The sequence below is a fragment of the Pseudomonas sp. LBUM1653 genome (assembly GCF_059716115.1).
This window is the reverse complement of record NZ_CP166803.1, coordinates 1,938,278-1,957,827: the sequence shown is the minus strand read 5'-3', so window position 1 is coordinate 1,957,827 and position 19,550 is coordinate 1,938,278. Positions and strand designations below refer to the sequence as shown.

Genomic DNA, 19,550 nt, shown 5'->3' with positions numbered 1-19,550 from the left:
TCACACGACCATATCGATTAGCTTTGATGTAATGTGACTCACCTCAAATATTTCTTTGAACCTAATAGGCCCGAGCTCACTCATGGAGCTCATACTATTATTATCACGTAATAAATTTTCGACGGATCTAAGCAAGCACTCCGGCTCTCCCGCCTCGACACTGACGCCTACTCCCAAAGAAGCTATGTAATCACCATAGTCGGTAGAAGCCTCGACTGATGCAACAATAGGCAATCCAACCCTCAAATAGTCGATAGTCTTCGACGGGAAGCTTGGAACATCGACATCCCTTACAGTACACACCAGTGCAAGGTCACATGACTTGATTAATCCTAGGTATTCATTTCGAGGCACTCGACGAATCCAGATTAGATTTTTGCAACCTTGCGCTAGGCATTCTTCGACAAGAAACTCAAGCGAGCCACTCCCGATCACAAGGAAAACCACGCTAGATCCATTTTTATGCGCAAGTTTCGCAGCATCGAGCAAATCTTCAAGACCCCGACCATGAACCAGCTGCCCACCAAAAACAACTAACGGACTGCTTTCCGGTAAATTGTACTTTTTTCGTACGTCGTAACGATCGACGTCGGGTAAAGCTGTTTCTTTTCCCCAAACTGGGGCGATGCAAATGCGTTGTTCATCTCGTAATGGGTAATGCTTACGCAGATAAGCCTCGTTGGCTGGAGACATACATACAACCACATCAAATTTTCGTATCAACAGTTCTTCAATTTTTCTCGCAATATAAAATGATGCGCCGGAAGAAAACAAACCGATTTGCCGATGATGATGTGGAAAAAAATCCCATTGAATCAATAACGAGGTGAGTGACTTTTTCTTCGCCAGCGCCATTATAGGCAAGGCCATTGTTACCGCTGGAGAAAAAGAGATCATCAAATCAAAGTCGATTTTATTAGAAAGTTCTCGAGCTACAAAATATGCTGAAAACGAAGATAAACTCCACTTCAGGGCACGGGAAACGAAGGCTATAGGGAAGCGTACCAGCACAGGAGGAATTGATATGACTTCGATACCATTTGCAAGCCTGGAATTTTGACGAGCACTACCAGGCTCCGCCCACCAATCCAAGCGTACAACCGTAATCTCGTGCCCTAACTCTTGAAAAGAATCCGCCAACTCATTGGTCAACCAAGGGTCATTTTCAGAAAGGGAAAATTTATTGCACAACATCAATATCTTCATGGCTGCATTCTCCTAAACCAGTAACCAAGCCCCATAGCCATGAAAATGGATAATAATCCATAAGTAACAACGTGTGCATAAACTGGCGCCATTGCACCAAAACCATCACGCAAAACGGTGAATGCAATGAAAATAAACATGCCTTGCGCGAACTCGAAGAGTATCGATACTCGCACAGCGCCTCTGGCCATAAAAATTATTGATATCGCTGATGCGATAGTGCGGAAGATATCACCTACCATCTGCGGTAAAAAATAATCTGTCATAGGAAGAAATTCGTCTGAAAAAATCAACTTAATAACAAAGTTTCTCAAACCATAAAGAACAACAAATCCGAGCAACAAAGCAGATAACAGCCACATAAGACTCAATTTGAACTCGTTGATCACCGCCCCTATATTATTGGCCGCGGCGTATCGGGGTAGAACGTAGTTCATCAAGACAACACCGACGAACTGCATGTAGACGTCTGATAACTTGATCACGCCCTGCCACAACCCAACCTGGTCCCAACCAAACTGCTGCGCCAACCCATCGCGCATCAGAATTTGTGCTATAGGAACCGACGTAGAGCCGACCAATGCTAAAAGCGAAAAAGACATCAGATGACGCATTTTGACTCGATCAAACAAAAAATTAAAAAACTGTAAAAGCTGTCTACGATGAAAAAACATGAACAAAAATGCAACCGCTGCCGTAACAGCAGGCATCAGCATTACCGAATATGCCGCACCATTAAAACCAAAAAAATGAACTGACAAGGCCAATATGGCTGTGCCGATTATAGTTCCTATTATGTTGACTTTTGCGTAAAAACCACTTTCACCCCGACTACTTGCCTCAGCCTGGATCAAACTCGCATAACCTACTATCGCTTGAGCCAAGCCAAGACCGATGAAAAGCGCCGTGAATCCGCCCTGCATTAAACTTTCTGATAGAGAAACGGAAAAAACCGACAACAAAATCGCAACAAGTACAGAAATTAAGGTTGTCAGAGTAAAGGCCGTCGAAAGCCAGACCTGACCCTCTTTGGATTCGATAGGTGACTTAGCAAGGACCTTGATCAAGCCATTCGTAATACCACCACCAGCAAACATTCCAGTAATTGCGACCAGCGTCATAAGTTGGCCGAGCAAACCAAAACCATCAGGCCCTAGTTTCCAAGCCAATAATTTTATGACCAGGAGTCCCGCAACCGCCTTCACTAATATCGAGGAGGCAAAATGCACACCGGCTCTCAACCTTGCCAAATTTCTAACCTCATCCACGTTCCTTTACTGGAGTCGACGCATGGTCCAAACGAGTACCTCTCACTCAAAAATGTCATTTAGAGCCATTATCCCCCCCCGTGCTACTCGAACGCAGGAACCAAGAAATTGACGAACTCCAAACCGGTCCATCCTATGAACCCAACACACGAGCAAATGACCAGAAATCCTCCAAGCGACGCAGCCCCTAGCAAAAATGAAAAAATCGGGCGTTTAACACCTTAGTTTATGCTATCCGCTCGGAATTTTCGACCATCTGTTTTGTCAATCGCTGTGGCTGGAAGCATCCGACAGGCTGTTATTTCGATGCCAGAGGATCAAGTGACGGAACCCAGCCCTTGAAACTTCCCTAACCGATGGGCCTGGGCTTGAGTCGGGTGATCGACAGCGGCCCTTAGCAAGGGGCTAACGTCTAAATGCCAGATACACCCCAGAATTCTTGCTGATGGCTTTAACTGCATGAGCCTAATCATCGTCCAAACCTTCGCTAGCATTCCGGCGACTCATGATTTAATTTGAACTCGATGAATGCAGTTAAAATATGTACGGACTTGATAAAGAATGGATGCTTATATTACCACCATAAAACTTAATCTAAATCAGGTCGCACCATCCAAACAAGCATACAAAGCATCTAAATAGCCCACCACGACTAAAACAGCAACATGGGCTATTTAGCTTTTCCGCTGATCAGATTAAACGCCACCTGATCGAGTCCGAAATAAATGCCGAATTACAACAAAGCCGCATCCCGCTATCACACCAAACAGAGCACTAAATATAACAATCAACAATTTCTTCGGCTTTATGGCGTTTGACACCTGCTCTACAGCACCATCCATCCGATAAGTTTTTACATCCGAAAGACTTAACGGGATAGATGCGTAAAAATCACGCGTCGATTCAAGATCGCGTAAGCGCTGGATAAAGGGGTCATTGGATTCCCGCTTCTCCAGATTCTCAATTTCGGCCTCAAGCGCCTTGGTACCACGCATATAAATAAGCTGCCCATCTAAACTTCCTGCAATTTGAACCGCAGGGTTACCTGATATAATCGGTGGCTTCTCCAACCCAATGGCGCTCGCAACTCGAAGGGCTTCGCGGAGCTTTGTAATAGTATCCTCGCGGACCTTCTGACCATTTTCACGTAACTCGGCAATTTGACGCTCGAGACTACGCACTCTAACTTCAGCCTCGTAGGTAACATCCTTAATTATTTCTTGCTTTGATAGAACCCCTGCGCGCTGAATATATTCGTCAGCCCATTTCGCAGCCTGTACAGGATCACTACCCTGAATAGCCACCATGTACTTATCAGGAATTTCCCTTGAAGACTGAGATACAACTATGCGCCTTGCAACTTCAGAATACTTGAGATCCTTGCCATCACCAGCTTCATCCTTGATTAACTCGGGCATCATCACTTCAGATACAAATGATTGACGAAGAGTCTCCCCCCTCAAATTTTGCAAAAAAACTGAGTACACAGCACTTACCGTGAGCGGCGTTAACTCTGTGTCTCTAACTCGACCATAATTGAGATTTGCGATATCATTTTGAGTAGGGGGAATAGCAAAAGCCTTTGCCTCATAAACTGGCCGAGCGATAACAACGTACGCTATACCTATTAAAGTTATCAGGAAGGTAAAACCAACAATCGCCAACTTATTAAGCCAAAGAATACCGAATAAATCGGAGAGATTTATCTCCCCCATATTGTTAGAATCTTTACTATTAAGCATTTGCCCCTTCCATAACACCTGATTTACGACTGCCAACCGCTCATTTGAGTGATCGAGATTTTTCTAAACAGCTAGTGACATATACATCTTGCCAATCTTTAGGGAATAGACGGAATGTCATGCACCGCCTACGCTCCAATATAAATAAATCAACATTGATACTTTCAAAAACCCTAAAAAACACAACAACTATAGTGTAAAAATCTACTGCGCAGCTATCCGTTTGCGCCTCCGCCCGAACACTAGCGCAAGAAGGGGGCCAAGCAGCATCCCCACCAAAAAAAATACCGCCATAAAAACTGAATTTGGCAGTAATGGGGTTCTCTTACCAAAAAAAGTAAGCTGTGATAGTTGCTGATTTTCAAGCATAAAAATTAAAACCGCAACAGAACATCCTGATAAACAAAGGACCAGAACAGCCTTCTTAAGACTCGTCATCCAAGCTCTCCCCAGTAAGGATTTTGAGAATCACTCCTCATCCTCATCTTCGTTCACCCGATCCCGCAGTTCCTTCCCCGGCTTGAAATGAGGAACAAACTTGCCATCCAGGCTAACCGACTGACCTGTCTTCGGATTACGCCCTACCCGAGGCGCACGGTAATGCAGTGAGAAGCTGCCAAAACCACGGATCTCGATACGATCGCCGGTGGCCAGGCATTGGGACATTTGCTCAAGCATGGTCTTGATGGCCAGCTCCACATCCTTTGATGAGAGCAGCCCTTGATGGGTGACAATTCGTTCGATCAACTCCGACTTCGTCATAATTTTCCCTTCTTTTTCAAGCAGCTAGATCAGCGCTTCAAAGGTTTTAGCACGCCCTGACACATTTGAACAGCCCCATCCTGTACCCTGTTTTTTCTCTCCCAGGCACTGCAGCGCCCTGCCCGCCTGCTCACCTGCAGATAACCAGCATCGTCCGCGTGAGAAAGCCCGCGGGATTGAAGCCTAAGAAAGACTCTTCCTCCTCCTTGGCGTCATCGGACCTTGCCACGACTGTGTAGCCTGCACCTTTGCATTCTTTAACTGCGCGCTTTTGGCATCTTTCCCAACCCGACCCCAGTCCCGAGCAATCGATCTCGATACCACTGACCCCACGCACGGCATGCGTTCTTGCACTAGTGGCACAACCCGCCAATGCCAGCACTGCCATCACGACAACGAGCCTTTTCATTCACATCCTTATGCCGGGCACGCAGCCCGACCGTCGTTTACCCCAAGCTAAGACTAGCTGCAAATAAGCGATTGATCCTGCTAAAGAAACAGACAGTTTTGGTTAGGTAATGTTTCGTAGTTTCAGCTGAGAAGATCGCACCTAAGGGACATTGGCCAAATTCCGGGCACAAAAAAGGGCGACCGAAGTCGCCCTTTTTTTTACAGAAAGTCAGAACTTAGTTCTGTTTTTCCGCTTGTGCAGCGCGCAGCAGGTCACCCAGGGTGGTGGCTACTGGAGCGTCACCAGCTACTGGCTTGTCGCGCAGGCTCTGGATAGCTTCTTTCTCGTCTTCAACGTCTTTCGACTTGATCGAGAGCTGGATTACGCGGCTTTTGCGATCAACGCTGATGATCTTGGCTTCTACTTCTTCGCCTTCTTTCAGAACGTTGCGCGCGTCTTCAACGCGGTCACGGCTGATTTCGGAGGCTTTCAGAGTCGCTTCGATATCGTCGGCCAGGGTGATGATGGCGCCTTTGGCGTCAACTTCTTTCACGATGCCCTTAACGATTGCGCCTTTGTCGTTCTCTTGAACGTACTCGGAGAACGGATCGCTTTCCAGTTGCTTGATACCCAGGGAGATGCGCTCGCGCTCTGGGTCAACCGACAGGATAACGGTGTCCAGCTCGTCGCCCTTCTTGAAACGACGAACAGCTTCTTCGCCAACTTCGTTCCAGGAGATGTCGGACAGGTGAACCAGGCCGTCGATGCCGCCGTCCAGACCAATGAAGATACCGAAATCGGTGATCGACTTGATGGTGCCGGAGATTTTATCGCCCTTGTTGAACTGGCCAGAGAAATCTTCCCATGGGTTAGATTTGCACTGCTTGATGCCCAGGGAGATACGACGACGCTCTTCGTCGATGTCCAGAACCATAACTTCCACTTCGTCGCCGACTTGTACGACTTTCGAAGGGTGGATGTTCTTGTTGGTCCAGTCCATTTCGGAAACGTGTACCAGGCCTTCAACGCCTTCTTCCAGCTCAGCGAAGCAGCCGTAGTCGGTCAGGTTGGTTACACGAGCGGTAACGCGAGTGCTTTCTGGGTAACGGGCTTTGATAGCAACCCATGGATCTTCGCCCAGTTGCTTGAGGCCCAGGGAAACACGATTGCGCTCGCGATCGTACTTCAGAACCTTGACATCGATCTCGTCGCCAACGTTGACGATTTCGGAAGGATGCTTGATACGCTTCCAAGCCATGTCGGTAATGTGCAGCAGGCCATCGACGCCACCCAGATCGACGAATGCGCCGTAATCGGTGAGGTTCTTGACGATACCTTTGACTTGCTGGCCTTCCTGCAGGGATTCCAGCAGAGCTTCGCGCTCGGCGGAGTTCTCGGCTTCCAGGACGCTACGACGGGAAACGACAACGTTGTTGCGCTTCTGGTCCAGCTTGATGACCTTGAATTCCAGCTCTTTGCCTTCCAGGTGCGTGGTGTCGCGCACTGGACGGACGTCAACCAGAGAACCTGGCAGGAACGCACGGATGCCGTTAACGTCGACAGTGAAGCCGCCTTTAACCTTACCGTTGATAACGCCCTTGACCACTTCTTCGGCTGCGAAGGCAGCTTCCAGAACAATCCAGCATTCAGCGCGCTTGGCTTTTTCACGGGACAGCTTGGTTTCGCCAAAGCCGTCTTCTACCGAGTCCAGCGCAACGTGAACTTCGTCACCGACGTTGATAGTCAGGTCGCCAGCGTCGTTGTAGAACTGCTCAAGCGGGATGAGTGCTTCAGACTTCAGGCCAGCGTGAACGGTTACCCAGCGAGCTTGGTAATCGATATCAACGATAACACCGGTGATGATGGAGCCTGCCTGAAGGTTCAGGGTTTTTAGGCTTTCTTCAAAGAGTTCCGCAAAGCTTTCGCTCATTTTAATTCCTGAGTATAAGGGCGAAGAATACGCCCATCTCCACATCCCAGACGACGTGGGTTACGTTCATTTAAAGAAGCACCGCAGGACTATGACTGGTCCCCTGTTGCGCTTCTTGGTCACCCGGCGATATCGCGGATTGCGATCTCGCTCATGATGCGTTCCAGCACCTGGTCGATGGATAATTCCGTGGAATCCAGCTGTATGGCGTCAGCCGCCGGCTTGAGCGGGGCTACCGCTCGCTGGGTGTCACGCTCATCGCGTGCACGTATCTCATCTAGCAGACTCGACAGACTAACACCCTCGACTTTGCCCTTCAACTGCAAATATCGACGGCGTGCCCTTTCCTCGGCACTGGCTGTCAGGAAAATCTTCAGCGGCGCATCCGGAAACACCACGGTGCCCATGTCGCGACCATCGGCCACCAGGCCCGGCGCTTCCTGGAAGGCGCGCTGGCGCTGCAGCAGCGCCTCGCGTACCGCGGGCAATGCAGCCACCTGGGAGGCACCCGAGCCGACGGTTTCGGTACGGATCACATCGCTGACTTCATCCCCTTCCAGGATGATGCGCTGCAGCTGACCTTCGGTCGCCGCGATGAACTGCACATCCAGATGAGCGGCCAGTTTCTTCAGCAGCTCTTCATTGGTCAGGTCGACGCCGTGGTTGTGGGCGGCGAATGCCAGCAGGCGGTACAGCGCACCGGAATCCAGCAGGTTCCAGCCCAGGCGATTGGCCAGGATCCCGGCGATGGTGCCTTTGCCCGAGCCGCTTGGCCCATCGATGGTGATGACCGGTGCAATGTTCTTCACGACTGAGCCTCTTGGGCAACGCGGATACCAACCTGCGCGCACAGCGCGAGGAAGTTGGGGAACGACGTCGCGACGTTGGCGCAGTCATGAATGCGGATCGGCGCAGTAGCGCGCAGCGAGGCAACGCTGAAGGCCATGGCAATCCGGTGGTCGCCGTGACCGTGCACTTCACCGCCACCGATCGAGCCGCCGTCGATGATGATGCCATCCGGGGTCGGCTCACACTTGACGCCCAACGCCAGCAAGCCATCGGCCATGACCTGGATACGGTCCGACTCCTTGACCCGCAGCTCTTCGGCGCCACGCAAAATGGTACGACCCTCGGCGCAGGCAGCCGCGACGAACAACACCGGGAACTCGTCGATCGCCAGCGGAACCAGCGCCTCCGGAATCTCGATACCCTTGAGTTTAGCTGCACGAACGCGCAGGTCAGCCACTGGCTCGCCGCCCACTTCACGCTGGTTTTCCAGGGTGATGTCGGCGCCCATCAGGCGCAGGATGTCGATCACGCCGGTACGGGTCGGGTTGATGCCGACGTGCTCGAGCACCAACTCCGATCCTTCGGCAATCGATGCGGCCACCAGAAAGAACGCCGACGACGAGATGTCGCCAGGCACTTCGATATGGGTCGCGGTCAGCTTGCTGCCGGACTCGACCGATGCGGTCGCGCCGTTGACGGTCACCGGGTAGCCGAAGCCGCGCAGCATGCGCTCGGTGTGGTCGCGAGTCGGCGCAGGCTCGGTGACGGTGGTCTTGCCTTCGGCGTACAGACCCGCCAGCAGCAGGCAGGATTTAACCTGGGCACTGGCCATCGGCATGGTGTAGGTCAGGCCTTTGAGCTTGTTGCCACCACGGATGATCATCGGTGGACGGCCTTCAGCGGCAGTCTCGATCACGGCACCCATTTCACGCAGCGGATTGGCCACGCGATTCATCGGGCGCTTGGACAGCGAAGCGTCGCCGGTCAGCGTGCTATCGAAGTTCTGCGCCGCCAGCAGGCCGGACAACAGGCGCATCGAGGTGCCGGAGTTGCCCAGGTAGATCGGGCCCGGCGCTGGCTTGAGGCCATGCAGGCCGACACCGTGAATGGTCACACGACCATGATGCGGGCCTTCGATGACCACGCCCATGTCACGGAACGCCTGCAGGGTCGCCAGGGCGTCTTCGCCCTCGAGGAAACCTTCGACTTCGGTGACGCCTTCGGCCAGGGAGCCCAGCATGATCGAACGGTGGGAAATCGACTTGTCACCTGGTACGCGAATCCGACCGGACAGGCGGCCACCAGGTTGAGCCAGGAAAATCAGATCGTTGGAATTCATAGCGTCCACATAGGCCCGACGGGCCAGGATTTTACTGAAATGCTCGCGGGCAACCCGGGCGCGCGTGAAAACGCCCAACAATTGGTGCCCATCCCCTGCATCGACCGCGTCGCGCAAGGCGTCGAGGTCGCTGCGAAATGTATCGAGTGTGCGCAGGACAGCTTCGCGGTTTGCGAGGAAGATGTCATGCCACATGACCGGGTCGCTGCCGGCGATTCTTGTGAAGTCGCGGAAACCGCCCGCAGCGTAACGGAAGATCTCAAGATTTTCATTGCGCTTGGCCAGCGAGTCGACCAGGCCGAATGCCAGCAAGTGCGGCAGATGACTGGTGGCCGCCAACACTTCGTCGTGCCGTTCGACCTGCATGTGCTCGACATCGGCGCCCAGTTCGCTCCACAAGCGATCGACCACGGCCAAGGCTTGCGGATCGGTCTGATCCAGCGGTGTCAGGATCACTTTGTGGCGACGGAACAGTTCGGCGTTGGAGGCTTCCACCCCGCTCTGCTCGGAACCGGCGATCGGATGCCCCGGCACGAAACGCGCCGGCATGCCGCCAAAAGCTTCGCTCGCCGCGCGCACGACATTGCCCTTGGCGCTGCCGACGTCAGTCAGAATCGCTTGCCCCAGATCCATGCCGGCCAAACGGCCAAGCATTTTTTCCATGGCGAGGATCGGCACAGCCAGCTGGATCACGTCGGCGCCCTGGCAAGCAACCGCCAGGTCTTCTTCGCAGCGATCCACCACACCCAGCTCAACCGCCAGCTTGCGCGACTGCGGGTCGACATCGACCCCGACCACTTCGCGGCACAGACCACTTTCACGCAAACCCTTGGCAAACGAACCGCCGATCAACCCCAGACCGACCACCACCAGGCGTCCGATCATAGGTTCAGCAGATTGCAGTGCAGTGACATCAACCACGGGCCAGAACCTTGGCCAGCGCCTCAAGGAAGCGGCTGTTTTCCGCCGGCAGACCAATGGTGATGCGCAAGTGGTTCGGCATGCCGTAGTTGGCCACCGGACGCACGATCACGCCTTCGCGCAGCAAGCCCTGGAACACCGGAGCCGCTTCGCGCCCCAGATCAACGCAGATGAAGTTACCTTTGGACGGAATCCAGCTCAGCCCCTGCTCACGGAAACCCGCCTCCAGTTGCTGCATGCCCGACTCGTTCAAGCGCCGACTTTCAGCCAGGTATTCAGCGTCTTGCAGCGCAGCGCACGCAGCAGCCAAGGCCAGGCTGTTGACGTTGAACGGTTGGCGCACGCGGTTCAGCACGTCGGCGACCACGGCGGTAGACAAGCCATAGCCGACGCGCAAAGCTGCCAGGCCGTAGGCCTTGGAGAATGTGCGCGACACCAGCAGGTTCGGGTAAGCCGCCAAGAAGTCCAGACCGTCCGGCAAGTCGCTGCCTTCGGCGTATTCGATGTAGGCCTCGTCCAGCACCACCAGCACGTGCTCCGGCACGTCCTGGAGGAATTCGTCCAGCGCCTCGGTATCGAACCAGGTCCCGGTCGGGTTGTTCGGGTTGGCGATGAACACGACGCGGGTATCGGCATCGATGGCCGCCAGCATCGCAGGCAGGTCATGCCCCCAATCCTTGGCCGGAATCACTTTGGCCTGGGCGCCGACAGCCTGGGTCACGATCGGGTAGACCGCAAACGCATGCTCGCTGAACACCGCATTCAGGCCCGGCGCCAGGTAGGCGCGCGCCACCAGCTCAAGGATGTCATTGGAGCCGTTGCCCAACGTCACCTGGTTCAGCTCGACGCGGCATTGTTCGGCCAGCAGGGTCTTGAGCGCAAAACCATTGCCGTCTGGATAACGAGTCAATTCGGCCAGCGCATCACGGATGGCGGCCAGGGCCTTGGGGCTCGCGCCCAGCGGGTTTTCGTTGCTTGCCAGCTTGACGATGCTGGCTGGATCGAGATTCAGCTCACGCGCCAGTTCGTCCACGGGTTTGCCCGGAACGTAAGGCGAAAGTTGTTGCACGCCCGGCTGTGCCAGAGCGAGGAAATTGCCACTCATTTGCTACCGCCCCTTAGAGAACTGCTTTCGGGTAGGAACCCAGCACTTTGAGTGCTACTGCTTCCTGACTGATCTTTTCCAGCACACCCTTGATCAACGGATCACGGTGGTGGCCGACGAAGTCGATGAAGAACACGTAGGTCCATTTACCGCTGCGCGACGGACGGGTTTCGATCCGGGTCAGGTCGATACCGTTGTCATGGAACGGCACCAGCAGCTCGTGAAGCGCGCCAGGCTTGTTGCTCATGGACACGATGATCGAAGTCTTGTCGTCGCCGGTCGGCGGCACTTCCTGGTTACCGATCATCAGGAAGCGCGTCGAGTTGTCCGGGCGGTCTTCGATCTTCTCGGCAAGACGGGTCAGGCCATACAGTCCGGCCGCCATGTCACCGGCAATCGCCGCCGAATTCCACTCACCCTTGACCCGCTTGGCCGCTTCGGCGTTGCTGGACACCGCCACGCGCTCGACATTCGGGTAATGGGCGTCCAACCACTTGCGGCACTGGGCCAGGGACTGGGCGTGGGAGTAGATGCGGCTGATGCTGTCGGTCTTGGTGTTTTCACCGACCAACAGGTGATGGTGAATACGCAGCTCGACTTCGCCACAGATCACCATGTCGTGCTCAAGGAAGCTGTCGAGGGTGTGGTTGACCGCGCCTTCGGTGGAGTTCTCCACCGGCACCACACCAAAATTCACCGCACCCGCCGCCACTTCGCGGAACACTTCGTCGATGGCCGCCATCGGCTTACTGATCACGGCGTGACCGAAGTGCTTCATCGCAGCGGCTTGAGTAAAGGTACCTTCAGGGCCGAGGTACGCCACTTTCAGCGGCTGCTCGAGGGCCAGGCACGAGGACATGATTTCGCGGAACAACCGCGCCATCTCTTCGTTGCCCAGCGGCCCCTGGTTGCGCTCCATGACACGCTTGAGCACCTGAGCTTCGCGCTCAGGACGATAGAACACCGGCACTTCGCCTTCGGCCAGCGAGGCCATCTTTACTCGCGCAACTTCCTGGGCGCAGCGTGCGCGCTCACTGATCAGCTCCATGACTTTGGTGTCCAGAGCATCAATGCGAACGCGCAGTGCCTTGAGTTCTTGCTCAGACATTAGCCGTGTTCCTTCTCGAACTCTGCCATGTACGAAACCAGTGCGTTGACCGCAACGATGTCGACGGCGTTATAGATGGAGGCGCGCATGCCGCCTACGGAACGGTGACCCTTGAGATTCAGCAGGCCACGCTCGTCGGCGCCGGCCAGGAACGGCTTGTCCAGACGGTCGTCCGCCAGGCGGAACGGCACGTTCATCCACGAGCGGTCCGACTTGTTGATCGGGTTGCTGTAGAGGCCGCTGGCGTCGATGAAGTCGTACAGCGTGCGCTGCTTGACGTCATTGAGCTTGCCGATGGCCTCGACACCGCCCTGTTCCTTGAGCCACTCGAACACAAGGCCAGACAGGTACCACGCCAGGGTCGGCGGGGTGTTGTACATCGAGCCGTTGTCGGCCGCGACCTTGTAGTTGAGCATGGTCGGGCAAATGGAACGGGCGTGACCCAGCAGGTCTTCACGCACGATGTTGACCACGATGCCGCTCGGGCCGATGTTCTTCTGGGCGCCGGCGTAGATCATGCCGAAGCGCGAGACATCCACCGGACGCGAGAGGATGTCCGAGGACATGTCGGCCACCAATGGCACGTCGCCAGTTTCAGGAATCCACTGGAATTCCAGGCCGCCGATGGTTTCGTTCGGCGCGTAGTGAACGTAGGCCGCGTCCTTGGACAACTTCCATTCGTTCTGGCCAGGAATGGCGAAATAGTCGTAGGGCTTGGCGGTCGCGGCAACATTGACGTGGCCGAAGCGCGACGCTTCTTCGATGGCTTTCTGCGACCAGATACCGGTGTCGATATAGTCGGCGGTGCCGCTTTCAGGCAACAGGTTCAGGGGAATCTGAGCAAATTGCTGGCTGGCGCCACCTTGCAGGAACAGCACTTTATAGTTCGAGGGGATATTCAGCAGATCACGCAGATCCTGCTCGGCCTTGGTGGCGATGGACACGAACTCATCACTGCGATGGCTCATTTCCATGACCGACAGGCCCTTGCCGTGCCAGTCGAGGAGTTCACCCTGGGCGCGCTTCAGGACGGCTTCGGGAAGCGCCGCAGGACCGGCACAGAAGTTATAGGCTCTCTTGCTCACATCCAATCTCGCTCTGATTTGGTGGTATCACGCAATAAATCATATTATCAATCGACACAGGATCTCTGCTGAAGCAAACAACCTGTGGGAGCGAGCCTGCTCGCGAATGCATCACCGCGGTGTTTCAGAGATACCGCGGCGCCTGCTTCGCGAGCAGGCTCGCTCCCACAGGGGATATCCATGGGTGTCGACATTTTCCTTTCGGACAAACAACAAGGGGGCGAATTTTCATCCGCCCCCTGTTTACCCGCTTATTCCTGTGGTTCTTCGTCAGCGGCGGCGTCGAGTTGTTGGCCCTCAACGATGTCGTCGATCACGACATTGCCTTCGAACACAGCACCTTCTTCACCTTCCAGCTCTTCACCTTCGACTTCCGACGGCTCCTGGACCCGCTCCAGACCGACCAGCGTTTCATCGTTGGCCAGCTTGATCAGGGTCACGCCCTGGGTGTTACGACCCAGGCTCGACACTTCGTCGACACGGGTGCGCACCAGGGTGCCCTGGTCGGAAATCAGCATGATTTCCTCGCCATCGAGCACCTGGACCGCACCGACCAGACGGCCGTTGCGCTCGTTGCTGACCATGGCAATAACGCCCTGGCCGCCACGCTTGTACTCCGGGAACTCGGTGATCGCAGTACGCTTGCCGTAGCCACGCGCCGAAGCGGTGAGGATCTCGCTGCCTTCTTCCGGGATCAGCATGGAAATCAGCTTCTGCCCTTCCGGCAGACGCATACCGCGCACACCGCGAGCGGTACGGCCCATGGCGCGAACGTCGGATTCCTTGAAGCGAGTGACCTTGCCGCCGTCGGAGAACAGCATGACTTCACGTTCGCCATCGGTGATGGCCGCGGAAATCAGTACGTCGCCTTCGTCCAGCTCCAGCGCGATCAGGCCGACGCTGCGTTGACGGCTGAAGGATTCCAACGGGGTCTTCTTCACGGTGCCGTTGGCGGTGGCCATGAAGATGAAGTGACCTTCGGTGTATTCCTCGACAGGCAGCATGGTGGTGATGTATTCACCGTCATCCAGCGGCAGCAGGTTGACCAGAGGACGGCCACGGGCAGCGCGGGACGCTTCAGGGATTTCGTAGGTCTTCAGCCAGTACACCTTGCCCTTGCTGGAGAACAGCAGCAGCGTGGTGTGGCTGTTGGCAACCAGCAGGTGAGCGATGTAGTCCTCATCCTTAACGCCGGTCGCCGACTTGCCTTTACCGCCACGACGCTGGGCCTGGTAGGCCGCCAGCGGCTGGGTCTTGGCGTAGCCACCGTGGGAAATGGTCACGACGCGCTCTTCTTCCGGGATCATGTCGCCCAGGGTCAGGTCGAGACGCGCATCGAGGATCTCGGTGCGACGCACGTCGCCGTATTCGGCACGGATCACTTCCAGCTCTTCGCGGATCACTTCCATCAGGCGCGTGGCGCTGTTGAGGATGCGGATCAGCTCGCCGATCTGGTTGAGGATCTCTTGATACTCGGCCAGCAGTTTTTCGTGTTCCAGGCCAGTCAGGCGGTGCAGACGCAGTTCCAGAATGGCTTGCGCCTGTTCTGGCGACAGGAAATACTTGCCGTCGCGCAGACCGTATTGCGGATCGAGGTTTTCCGGACGGCACGAATCGGCGCCGGCACGTTCCACCATCGCTACGACCGCCGAGGACTCCCAAGGAGTGCTGATCAGCGCTTCCTTGGCTTCCGATGGGGTCGGCGAGGCCTTGATCAGGGCGATGACCGGGTCGATGTTCGACAGGGCAACCGCTTGACCTTCGAGGATATGACCGCGCTCGCGCGCCTTGCGCAGTTCGAACACGGTACGACGGGTGACGACTTCGCGACGGTGACGGACGAAGGCTTCCAGCAGGTCCTTGAGGTTCAGGATCCGTGGACGGCCGTCGATCAGCGCGACGATGTTGATACCGAACACCGCTTGCAGCTGGGTCTGAGCGTAGAGGTTGTTGAGGATCACCTCAGGCACTTCGCCGCGACGCAACTCGATCACGACGCGCATACCGTCCTTGTCGGACTCGTCGCGCAGCTCGGTGATGCCTTCGAGCTTCTTCTCTTTTACCAGCTCGGCGATCTTCTCGATCAAGCGCGCCTTGTTCAGCTGGTAAGGGAGTTCGGTGATGACGATCTGCTGGCGACCACCGACCTTGTCGATGTCTTCGATCATCGAGCGGGCGCGCATGTAAATGCGTCCGCGACCGGTGCGGTAGGCTTCGATGATGCCGGCGCGACCGTTGATGATCGCGGCGGTCGGGAAGTCCGGACCGGGGATGTACTGCATCAGCTCGTCGACGGTCAGCTCGGGGTTGTCGATGAGCGCCAGGCAACCGTCGATGACTTCACCGAGGTTGTGCGGCGGAATGTTGGTCGCCATGCCCACGGCGATACCGCTGGAGCCGTTGACCAACAGGTTGGGAATTCGGGTCGGCATGACCGCCGGGATCATTTCGGTGCCGTCGTAGTTCGGCACCCAGTCCACGGTTTCTTTATGCAGGTCAGCCAGCAGCTCGTGCGCCAGCTTGGTCATGCGCACTTCGGTGTATCGCATGGCCGCGGCGTTGTCGCCGTCCACGGAACCGAAGTTGCCCTGGCCGTCTACCAGCAGGTAGCGCAGGGAGAATGGCTGCGCCATCCGAACGATGGTGTCGTACACCGCAGTATCACCGTGCGGGTGATACTTACCGATCACGTCACCGACAACACGGGCAGATTTCTTGTACGGCTTGTTGAAGTCGTTGCCCAGCTCGCTCATCGCGAACAGCACGCGCCGGTGCACGGGCTTCAAGCCATCGCGCGCATCCGGCAGTGCCCGCCCGACAATTACGCTCATCGCGTAGTCGAGATAGGACTGCTTCAGCTCGTCTTCGATATTGACCGGGAGGATTTCTTTGGCCAGTTCGCCCATGAGAAGCCTGATTCCTTTTTCTGGTGAAACTTCGTCACATCCATATGGGACGAACGAAGCTCGCCGCTGCAGGCTGAGTGCCGTGCACCGACTTACGACAAATCAACGAGTTATGCCATGGATCTGCGCAGTAAAGGTCGCCCCGCGAGGCAACCTTGGAAACCGCCGGATGTTATCACAAGAGCCGCCACGCACCTATCCCCCTGATGCGCATGGAGCATAGTTAGTTGACCGATGACAGGCTTGAAGGGGGCGAGAGGGGCTTAGAGCCGTGTTGAATGGAGAACCAGGGTCAAATTCGAGCTGTTTTACTGCTTTCAGGACCCCTTCGCGAGCAGGCTCGCTCCCACAGTAGTTCTTCATTGCGCCGCCAATTGCGGTCACACCTCGATTACTGTGGGAGCGAGCCTGCTCGCGAAGGCGATTTAACAGGCACCAGAAGTCTTCAATGCAGGCGCTTACGGCACATCAACTGCGTCATCTTCGCCGTATCCGGCCGTTCAACGATGCCTTTTTCGGTGACGATCGCATCGATCAGGTCCGCCGGGGTCACGTCGAACACCGGGTTGAACGCATCAACATCGGCCCCGAGCCGCTGGCCACCCACCTCCAGCAACTCGCGCCCATCGCGCTCCTCGAGCACAATGTCGTCGCCACTGGCCAGGTTCATGTCGATGGTCGAACTCGGCGCCACCACCATGAAGCGCACGCCATGGTGCATGGCATTGACGGCTAGCTGATAGGTGCCGATCTTGTTGGCCACGTCGCCATTGGCGGTGATGCGGTCCGCGCCGACGATGACCCAGGTGACACCCTTGATCTTCATGATGTGCGCAGCGGCGGAGTCGGCATGAAGGGTCACCGGAATGCCTTCGTTGGCCAGTTCCCATGCCGTCAGTCGCGAGCCTTGCAGCCATGGACGGGTTTCGCTGGCATATACGCGCTCGACCATGCCCTCGATGAAGGCGCCGCGAATCACCCCCAGCGCCGTGCCGAAGCCACCGGTGGCCAGTGCGCCGGTGTTGCAGTGGGTCAGGATCGCCTGGGCGTTGCCCTGGTGCTTGCGGATCAGGTCGACGCCCAGTTGCGCCATGGTCAGGTTGGCTTCGCGGTCGCTTTCGTGAATGGCGAGGGCCTCGGCTTCCAGCACGGACAAGGGGTCTGCGTGCTTTTTCAGCCGCCCCAGGCGCTCACGCATGCGACCCAGCGCCCAGAACAGGTTGACCGCGGTCGGACGGGAGTCGGCGAGCAGCGCGAAATCCTCTTCCAGCGCTGCCTGCCAGTGGCCGCCCTCGGCAAACCGGGCGCGCGCTGCCAGCACAACGCCATAGGCGGCACTGATGCCAATGGCCGGCGCGCCGCGCACCACCATCGAACGAATGGCTTCGGCCACACTCGCCGCGCTGGTGCAGGCGATCCAGGTTTCCTCGAACGGCAAAACACGCTGGTCCAGCAGGTACAGGGCGCCATCGCGCCAATCGATGGCCTTAACCTTCTCAGCAGCCAACAGTCGATCGCGCATCCCACACCCCGCAGTCAGAAACAAAAGCCGCCGATTATAGCGATCCCCCGGCGAAGACGCTCGGGTATACTTCGCCATCCTTTACAAAAGCCCTGGAACCGATCCTCGATGCCAAACACTGCCGTTGCGCTCGATCTGTTGTTGCTGCCGACCTGGCTGGTACCCGTCGAACCCGCAGGCGTCGTGCTCAAGGATCATGGCCTGGGCATCCGTGACGGGCGCATCGCGTTCATCGGTCCACGCAGCAACGCCCTGCAGCTTAACGCAACCGAAGTGCGCGAATTGCCGGACACCCTGCTCAGCCCCGGCCTGATCAACGCCCATGGGCATGCGGCAATGACCCTGTTCCGTGGCCTGGCCGACGATCTGCCGCTGATGACCTGGCTGGAAAACCATATCTGGCCGGCCGAAGCCAAGTGGGTCGACGAGGATTTCGTCCGCGACGGCACGGACCTGGCCATCGCCGAACAACTCAAAGGCGGCATCACCTGCTTCTCTGACATGTATTTCTTCCCGAAGGTTGCCAGCGAGCGTGTGCACAACAGCGGCATTCGCGCACAAATCGCGATTCCGATCCTCGACTTCCCGATCCCGGGCGCCAGCACGGCGGACGAGGCGATCCGCCAGGGTATCGAGTTGTTTGGCGACCTCAAGCATCACGAACGCATCAAAATCACCTTCGGCCCCCATGCACCCTACACCGTGGGCGATGAGAACCTGGAAAAAATCCGGATGATCGCCGAAGAACTGGACGCGTCGATCCACATGCATGTGCATGAAACCGCCTTCGAAGTGCAGCAAGCGCTCGAACAGCGTGGTGAACGGCCGCTGGCCCGCCTCGCGCGCCTGGGCCTGCTGGGGCCGCGCTTCCAGGCAGTGCATATGACCCAGATCAACGAGGAAGACCTGGCGTTGCTGGTAGAAAGCAATACCCATGTCATTCACTGCCCGGAGTCGAACCTGAAGCTGGCCAGCGGTTTCTGCCCGGTGGAGCGTTTGTGGCAGGCCGGGGTCAACGTGGCCATCGGCACCGACGGCGCCGCCAGCAACAATGACCTGGACCTGCTGGGCGAAACCCGTACCGCCGCCCTGCTGGCCAAGGCTGTCGCGGGCTCGGCCACCGCACTGGACGCCCACAGTGCCTTGCGCATGGCTACCCTCAACGGTGCCCGTGCACTGGGAATCGAAGCCGAGGTCGGCTCGCTGGAACTGGGCAAGGCCGCCGACATCGTCGCGTTCGACCTTTCGGGCCTGGCCCAGCAACCGGTCTACGACCCGGTTTCGCAGCTTATATATGCGTCCGGCCGCGATTGCGTGAAACACCTTTGGGTCGCGGGCAAGCAACTGCTCGACGACCGTCGCCTGACGCGCCTGGATGAACAGCAACTCGTCGCCACCGCCAAGGCCTGGGGCCAGCGCATCAGCGGCCGCAAAGAATCGTAAGCCCCCCGGACCAGACACCGGGGCTACAGGATT

Annotated in this window: 14 protein-coding genes; 1 reads left to right on the top strand and 13 read right to left on the bottom strand. The window is 56.4% G+C overall.

Annotated features, from left to right (window positions below):
* From ACA054_RS08995 to mtnA, 13 genes are all read right to left on the bottom strand, one after another.
* A complete protein-coding gene (locus ACA054_RS08995; RefSeq protein WP_497689072.1) occupies window positions 1-1,206 on the bottom strand; it encodes a glycosyltransferase family 4 protein in 1,206 nt (401 codons plus the stop codon).
* Window positions 1,203-2,435, bottom strand: a complete 1,233-nt coding sequence (locus ACA054_RS08990; RefSeq protein WP_497689071.1) for an O-antigen translocase — start codon at window positions 2,433-2,435, stop codon at window positions 1,203-1,205. Before ACA054_RS08990 ends, ACA054_RS08995 begins: the two co-directional genes overlap by 4 nt.
* Window positions 2,436-3,169: 734 nt before the next feature.
* Complete coding sequence (locus ACA054_RS08985) at window positions 3,170-4,216, bottom strand: LPS O-antigen chain length determinant protein WzzB (RefSeq protein WP_497689070.1); 1,047 nt, start codon at window positions 4,214-4,216, stop codon at window positions 3,170-3,172.
* Between the two features lie 468 nt (window positions 4,217-4,684).
* On the bottom strand, window positions 4,685-4,978 hold the full coding sequence (gene ihfB, locus ACA054_RS08980) for an integration host factor subunit beta (RefSeq protein ID WP_497689069.1): 294 nt from the start codon (window positions 4,976-4,978) through the stop codon (window positions 4,685-4,687).
* A gap of 130 nt (window positions 4,979-5,108) precedes the next feature.
* The gene (locus tag ACA054_RS08975) at window positions 5,109-5,387 is read right to left on the bottom strand and encodes a hypothetical protein (RefSeq protein WP_497689068.1); all 279 of its coding nucleotides are present in this window, start codon (window positions 5,385-5,387) and stop codon (window positions 5,109-5,111) included.
* A 217-nt stretch (window positions 5,388-5,604) separates the two neighbouring features.
* Entirely contained in the window at window positions 5,605-7,299 is a 1,695-nt protein-coding gene (rpsA, locus tag ACA054_RS08970) for a 30S ribosomal protein S1 (RefSeq protein WP_008065216.1), read from the bottom strand.
* Window positions 7,300-7,418: 119 nt separating this feature from the next.
* The gene (cmk, locus tag ACA054_RS08965) at window positions 7,419-8,108 is read right to left on the bottom strand and encodes a (d)CMP kinase (RefSeq protein WP_497689067.1); all 690 of its coding nucleotides are present in this window, start codon (window positions 8,106-8,108) and stop codon (window positions 7,419-7,421) included.
* Entirely contained in the window at window positions 8,105-10,312 is a 2,208-nt protein-coding gene (locus ACA054_RS08960; RefSeq protein ID WP_497690260.1) for a bifunctional prephenate dehydrogenase/3-phosphoshikimate 1-carboxyvinyltransferase, read from the bottom strand. Before ACA054_RS08960 ends, cmk begins: the two co-directional genes overlap by 4 nt.
* Before the next feature lie 28 nt (window positions 10,313-10,340).
* Complete coding sequence (hisC, locus tag ACA054_RS08955; protein ID WP_497689066.1) at window positions 10,341-11,453, bottom strand: histidinol-phosphate transaminase; 1,113 nt, start codon at window positions 11,451-11,453, stop codon at window positions 10,341-10,343.
* Between the two features lie 13 nt (window positions 11,454-11,466).
* Window positions 11,467-12,561 (bottom strand): prephenate dehydratase, encoded by a 1,095-nt coding sequence (gene pheA, locus ACA054_RS08950; protein ID WP_007908404.1) that lies wholly within the window; start codon window positions 12,559-12,561, stop codon window positions 11,467-11,469.
* Window positions 12,561-13,646, bottom strand: a complete 1,086-nt coding sequence (gene serC / locus ACA054_RS08945) for a 3-phosphoserine/phosphohydroxythreonine transaminase (protein ID WP_497689065.1) — start codon at window positions 13,644-13,646, stop codon at window positions 12,561-12,563. The genes pheA and serC overlap by 1 nt, the downstream gene beginning before the upstream one ends.
* Window positions 13,647-13,897: 251 nt before the next feature.
* Complete coding sequence (gene gyrA / locus ACA054_RS08940) at window positions 13,898-16,552, bottom strand: DNA gyrase subunit A (protein WP_497689064.1); 2,655 nt, start codon at window positions 16,550-16,552, stop codon at window positions 13,898-13,900.
* Window positions 16,553-16,997: 445 nt separating this feature from the next.
* Window positions 16,998-18,074, bottom strand: a complete 1,077-nt coding sequence (mtnA, locus tag ACA054_RS08935) for an S-methyl-5-thioribose-1-phosphate isomerase (RefSeq protein WP_497689063.1) — start codon at window positions 18,072-18,074, stop codon at window positions 16,998-17,000.
* A 108-nt stretch (window positions 18,075-18,182) separates the two neighbouring features.
* Here mtnA and ACA054_RS08930 point away from each other — a divergent pair, with 108 nt between their 5' ends.
* Window positions 18,183-19,517, top strand: a complete 1,335-nt coding sequence (locus tag ACA054_RS08930) for a TRZ/ATZ family hydrolase (protein WP_497689062.1) — start codon at window positions 18,183-18,185, stop codon at window positions 19,515-19,517.
* Window positions 19,518-19,550 lie beyond the last annotated feature (33 nt).

Coding starts and splice junctions, on each gene's coding strand:
- ACA054_RS08995 (WP_497689072.1), bottom strand. CDS start 1,206: ATGAAGATATTGATGTTGTGCAATAAATTTTCCCTTTCTGAAAATGAC.
- ACA054_RS08985 (WP_497689070.1), bottom strand. CDS start 4,216: ATGCTTAATAGTAAAGATTCTAACAATATGGGGGAGATAAATCTCTCC.
- ihfB (WP_497689069.1), bottom strand. CDS start 4,978: ATGACGAAGTCGGAGTTGATCGAACGAATTGTCACCCATCAAGGGCTG.
- ACA054_RS08975 (WP_497689068.1), bottom strand. CDS start 5,387: ATGAAAAGGCTCGTTGTCGTGATGGCAGTGCTGGCATTGGCGGGTTGT.
- rpsA (WP_008065216.1), bottom strand. CDS start 7,299: ATGAGCGAAAGCTTTGCGGAACTCTTTGAAGAAAGCCTAAAAACCCTG.
- ACA054_RS08960 (WP_497690260.1), bottom strand. CDS start 10,312: ATGATCGGACGCCTGGTGGTGGTCGGTCTGGGGTTGATCGGCGGTTCG.
- hisC (WP_497689066.1), bottom strand. CDS start 11,453: ATGAGTGGCAATTTCCTCGCTCTGGCACAGCCGGGCGTGCAACAACTT.
- pheA (WP_007908404.1), bottom strand. CDS start 12,561: ATGTCTGAGCAAGAACTCAAGGCACTGCGCGTTCGCATTGATGCTCTG.
- gyrA (WP_497689064.1), bottom strand. CDS start 16,552: ATGGGCGAACTGGCCAAAGAAATCCTCCCGGTCAATATCGAAGACGAG.
- mtnA (WP_497689063.1), bottom strand. CDS start 18,074: ATGCGCGATCGACTGTTGGCTGCTGAGAAGGTTAAGGCCATCGATTGG.
- ACA054_RS08930 (WP_497689062.1), top strand. CDS start 18,183: ATGCCAAACACTGCCGTTGCGCTCGATCTGTTGTTGCTGCCGACCTGG.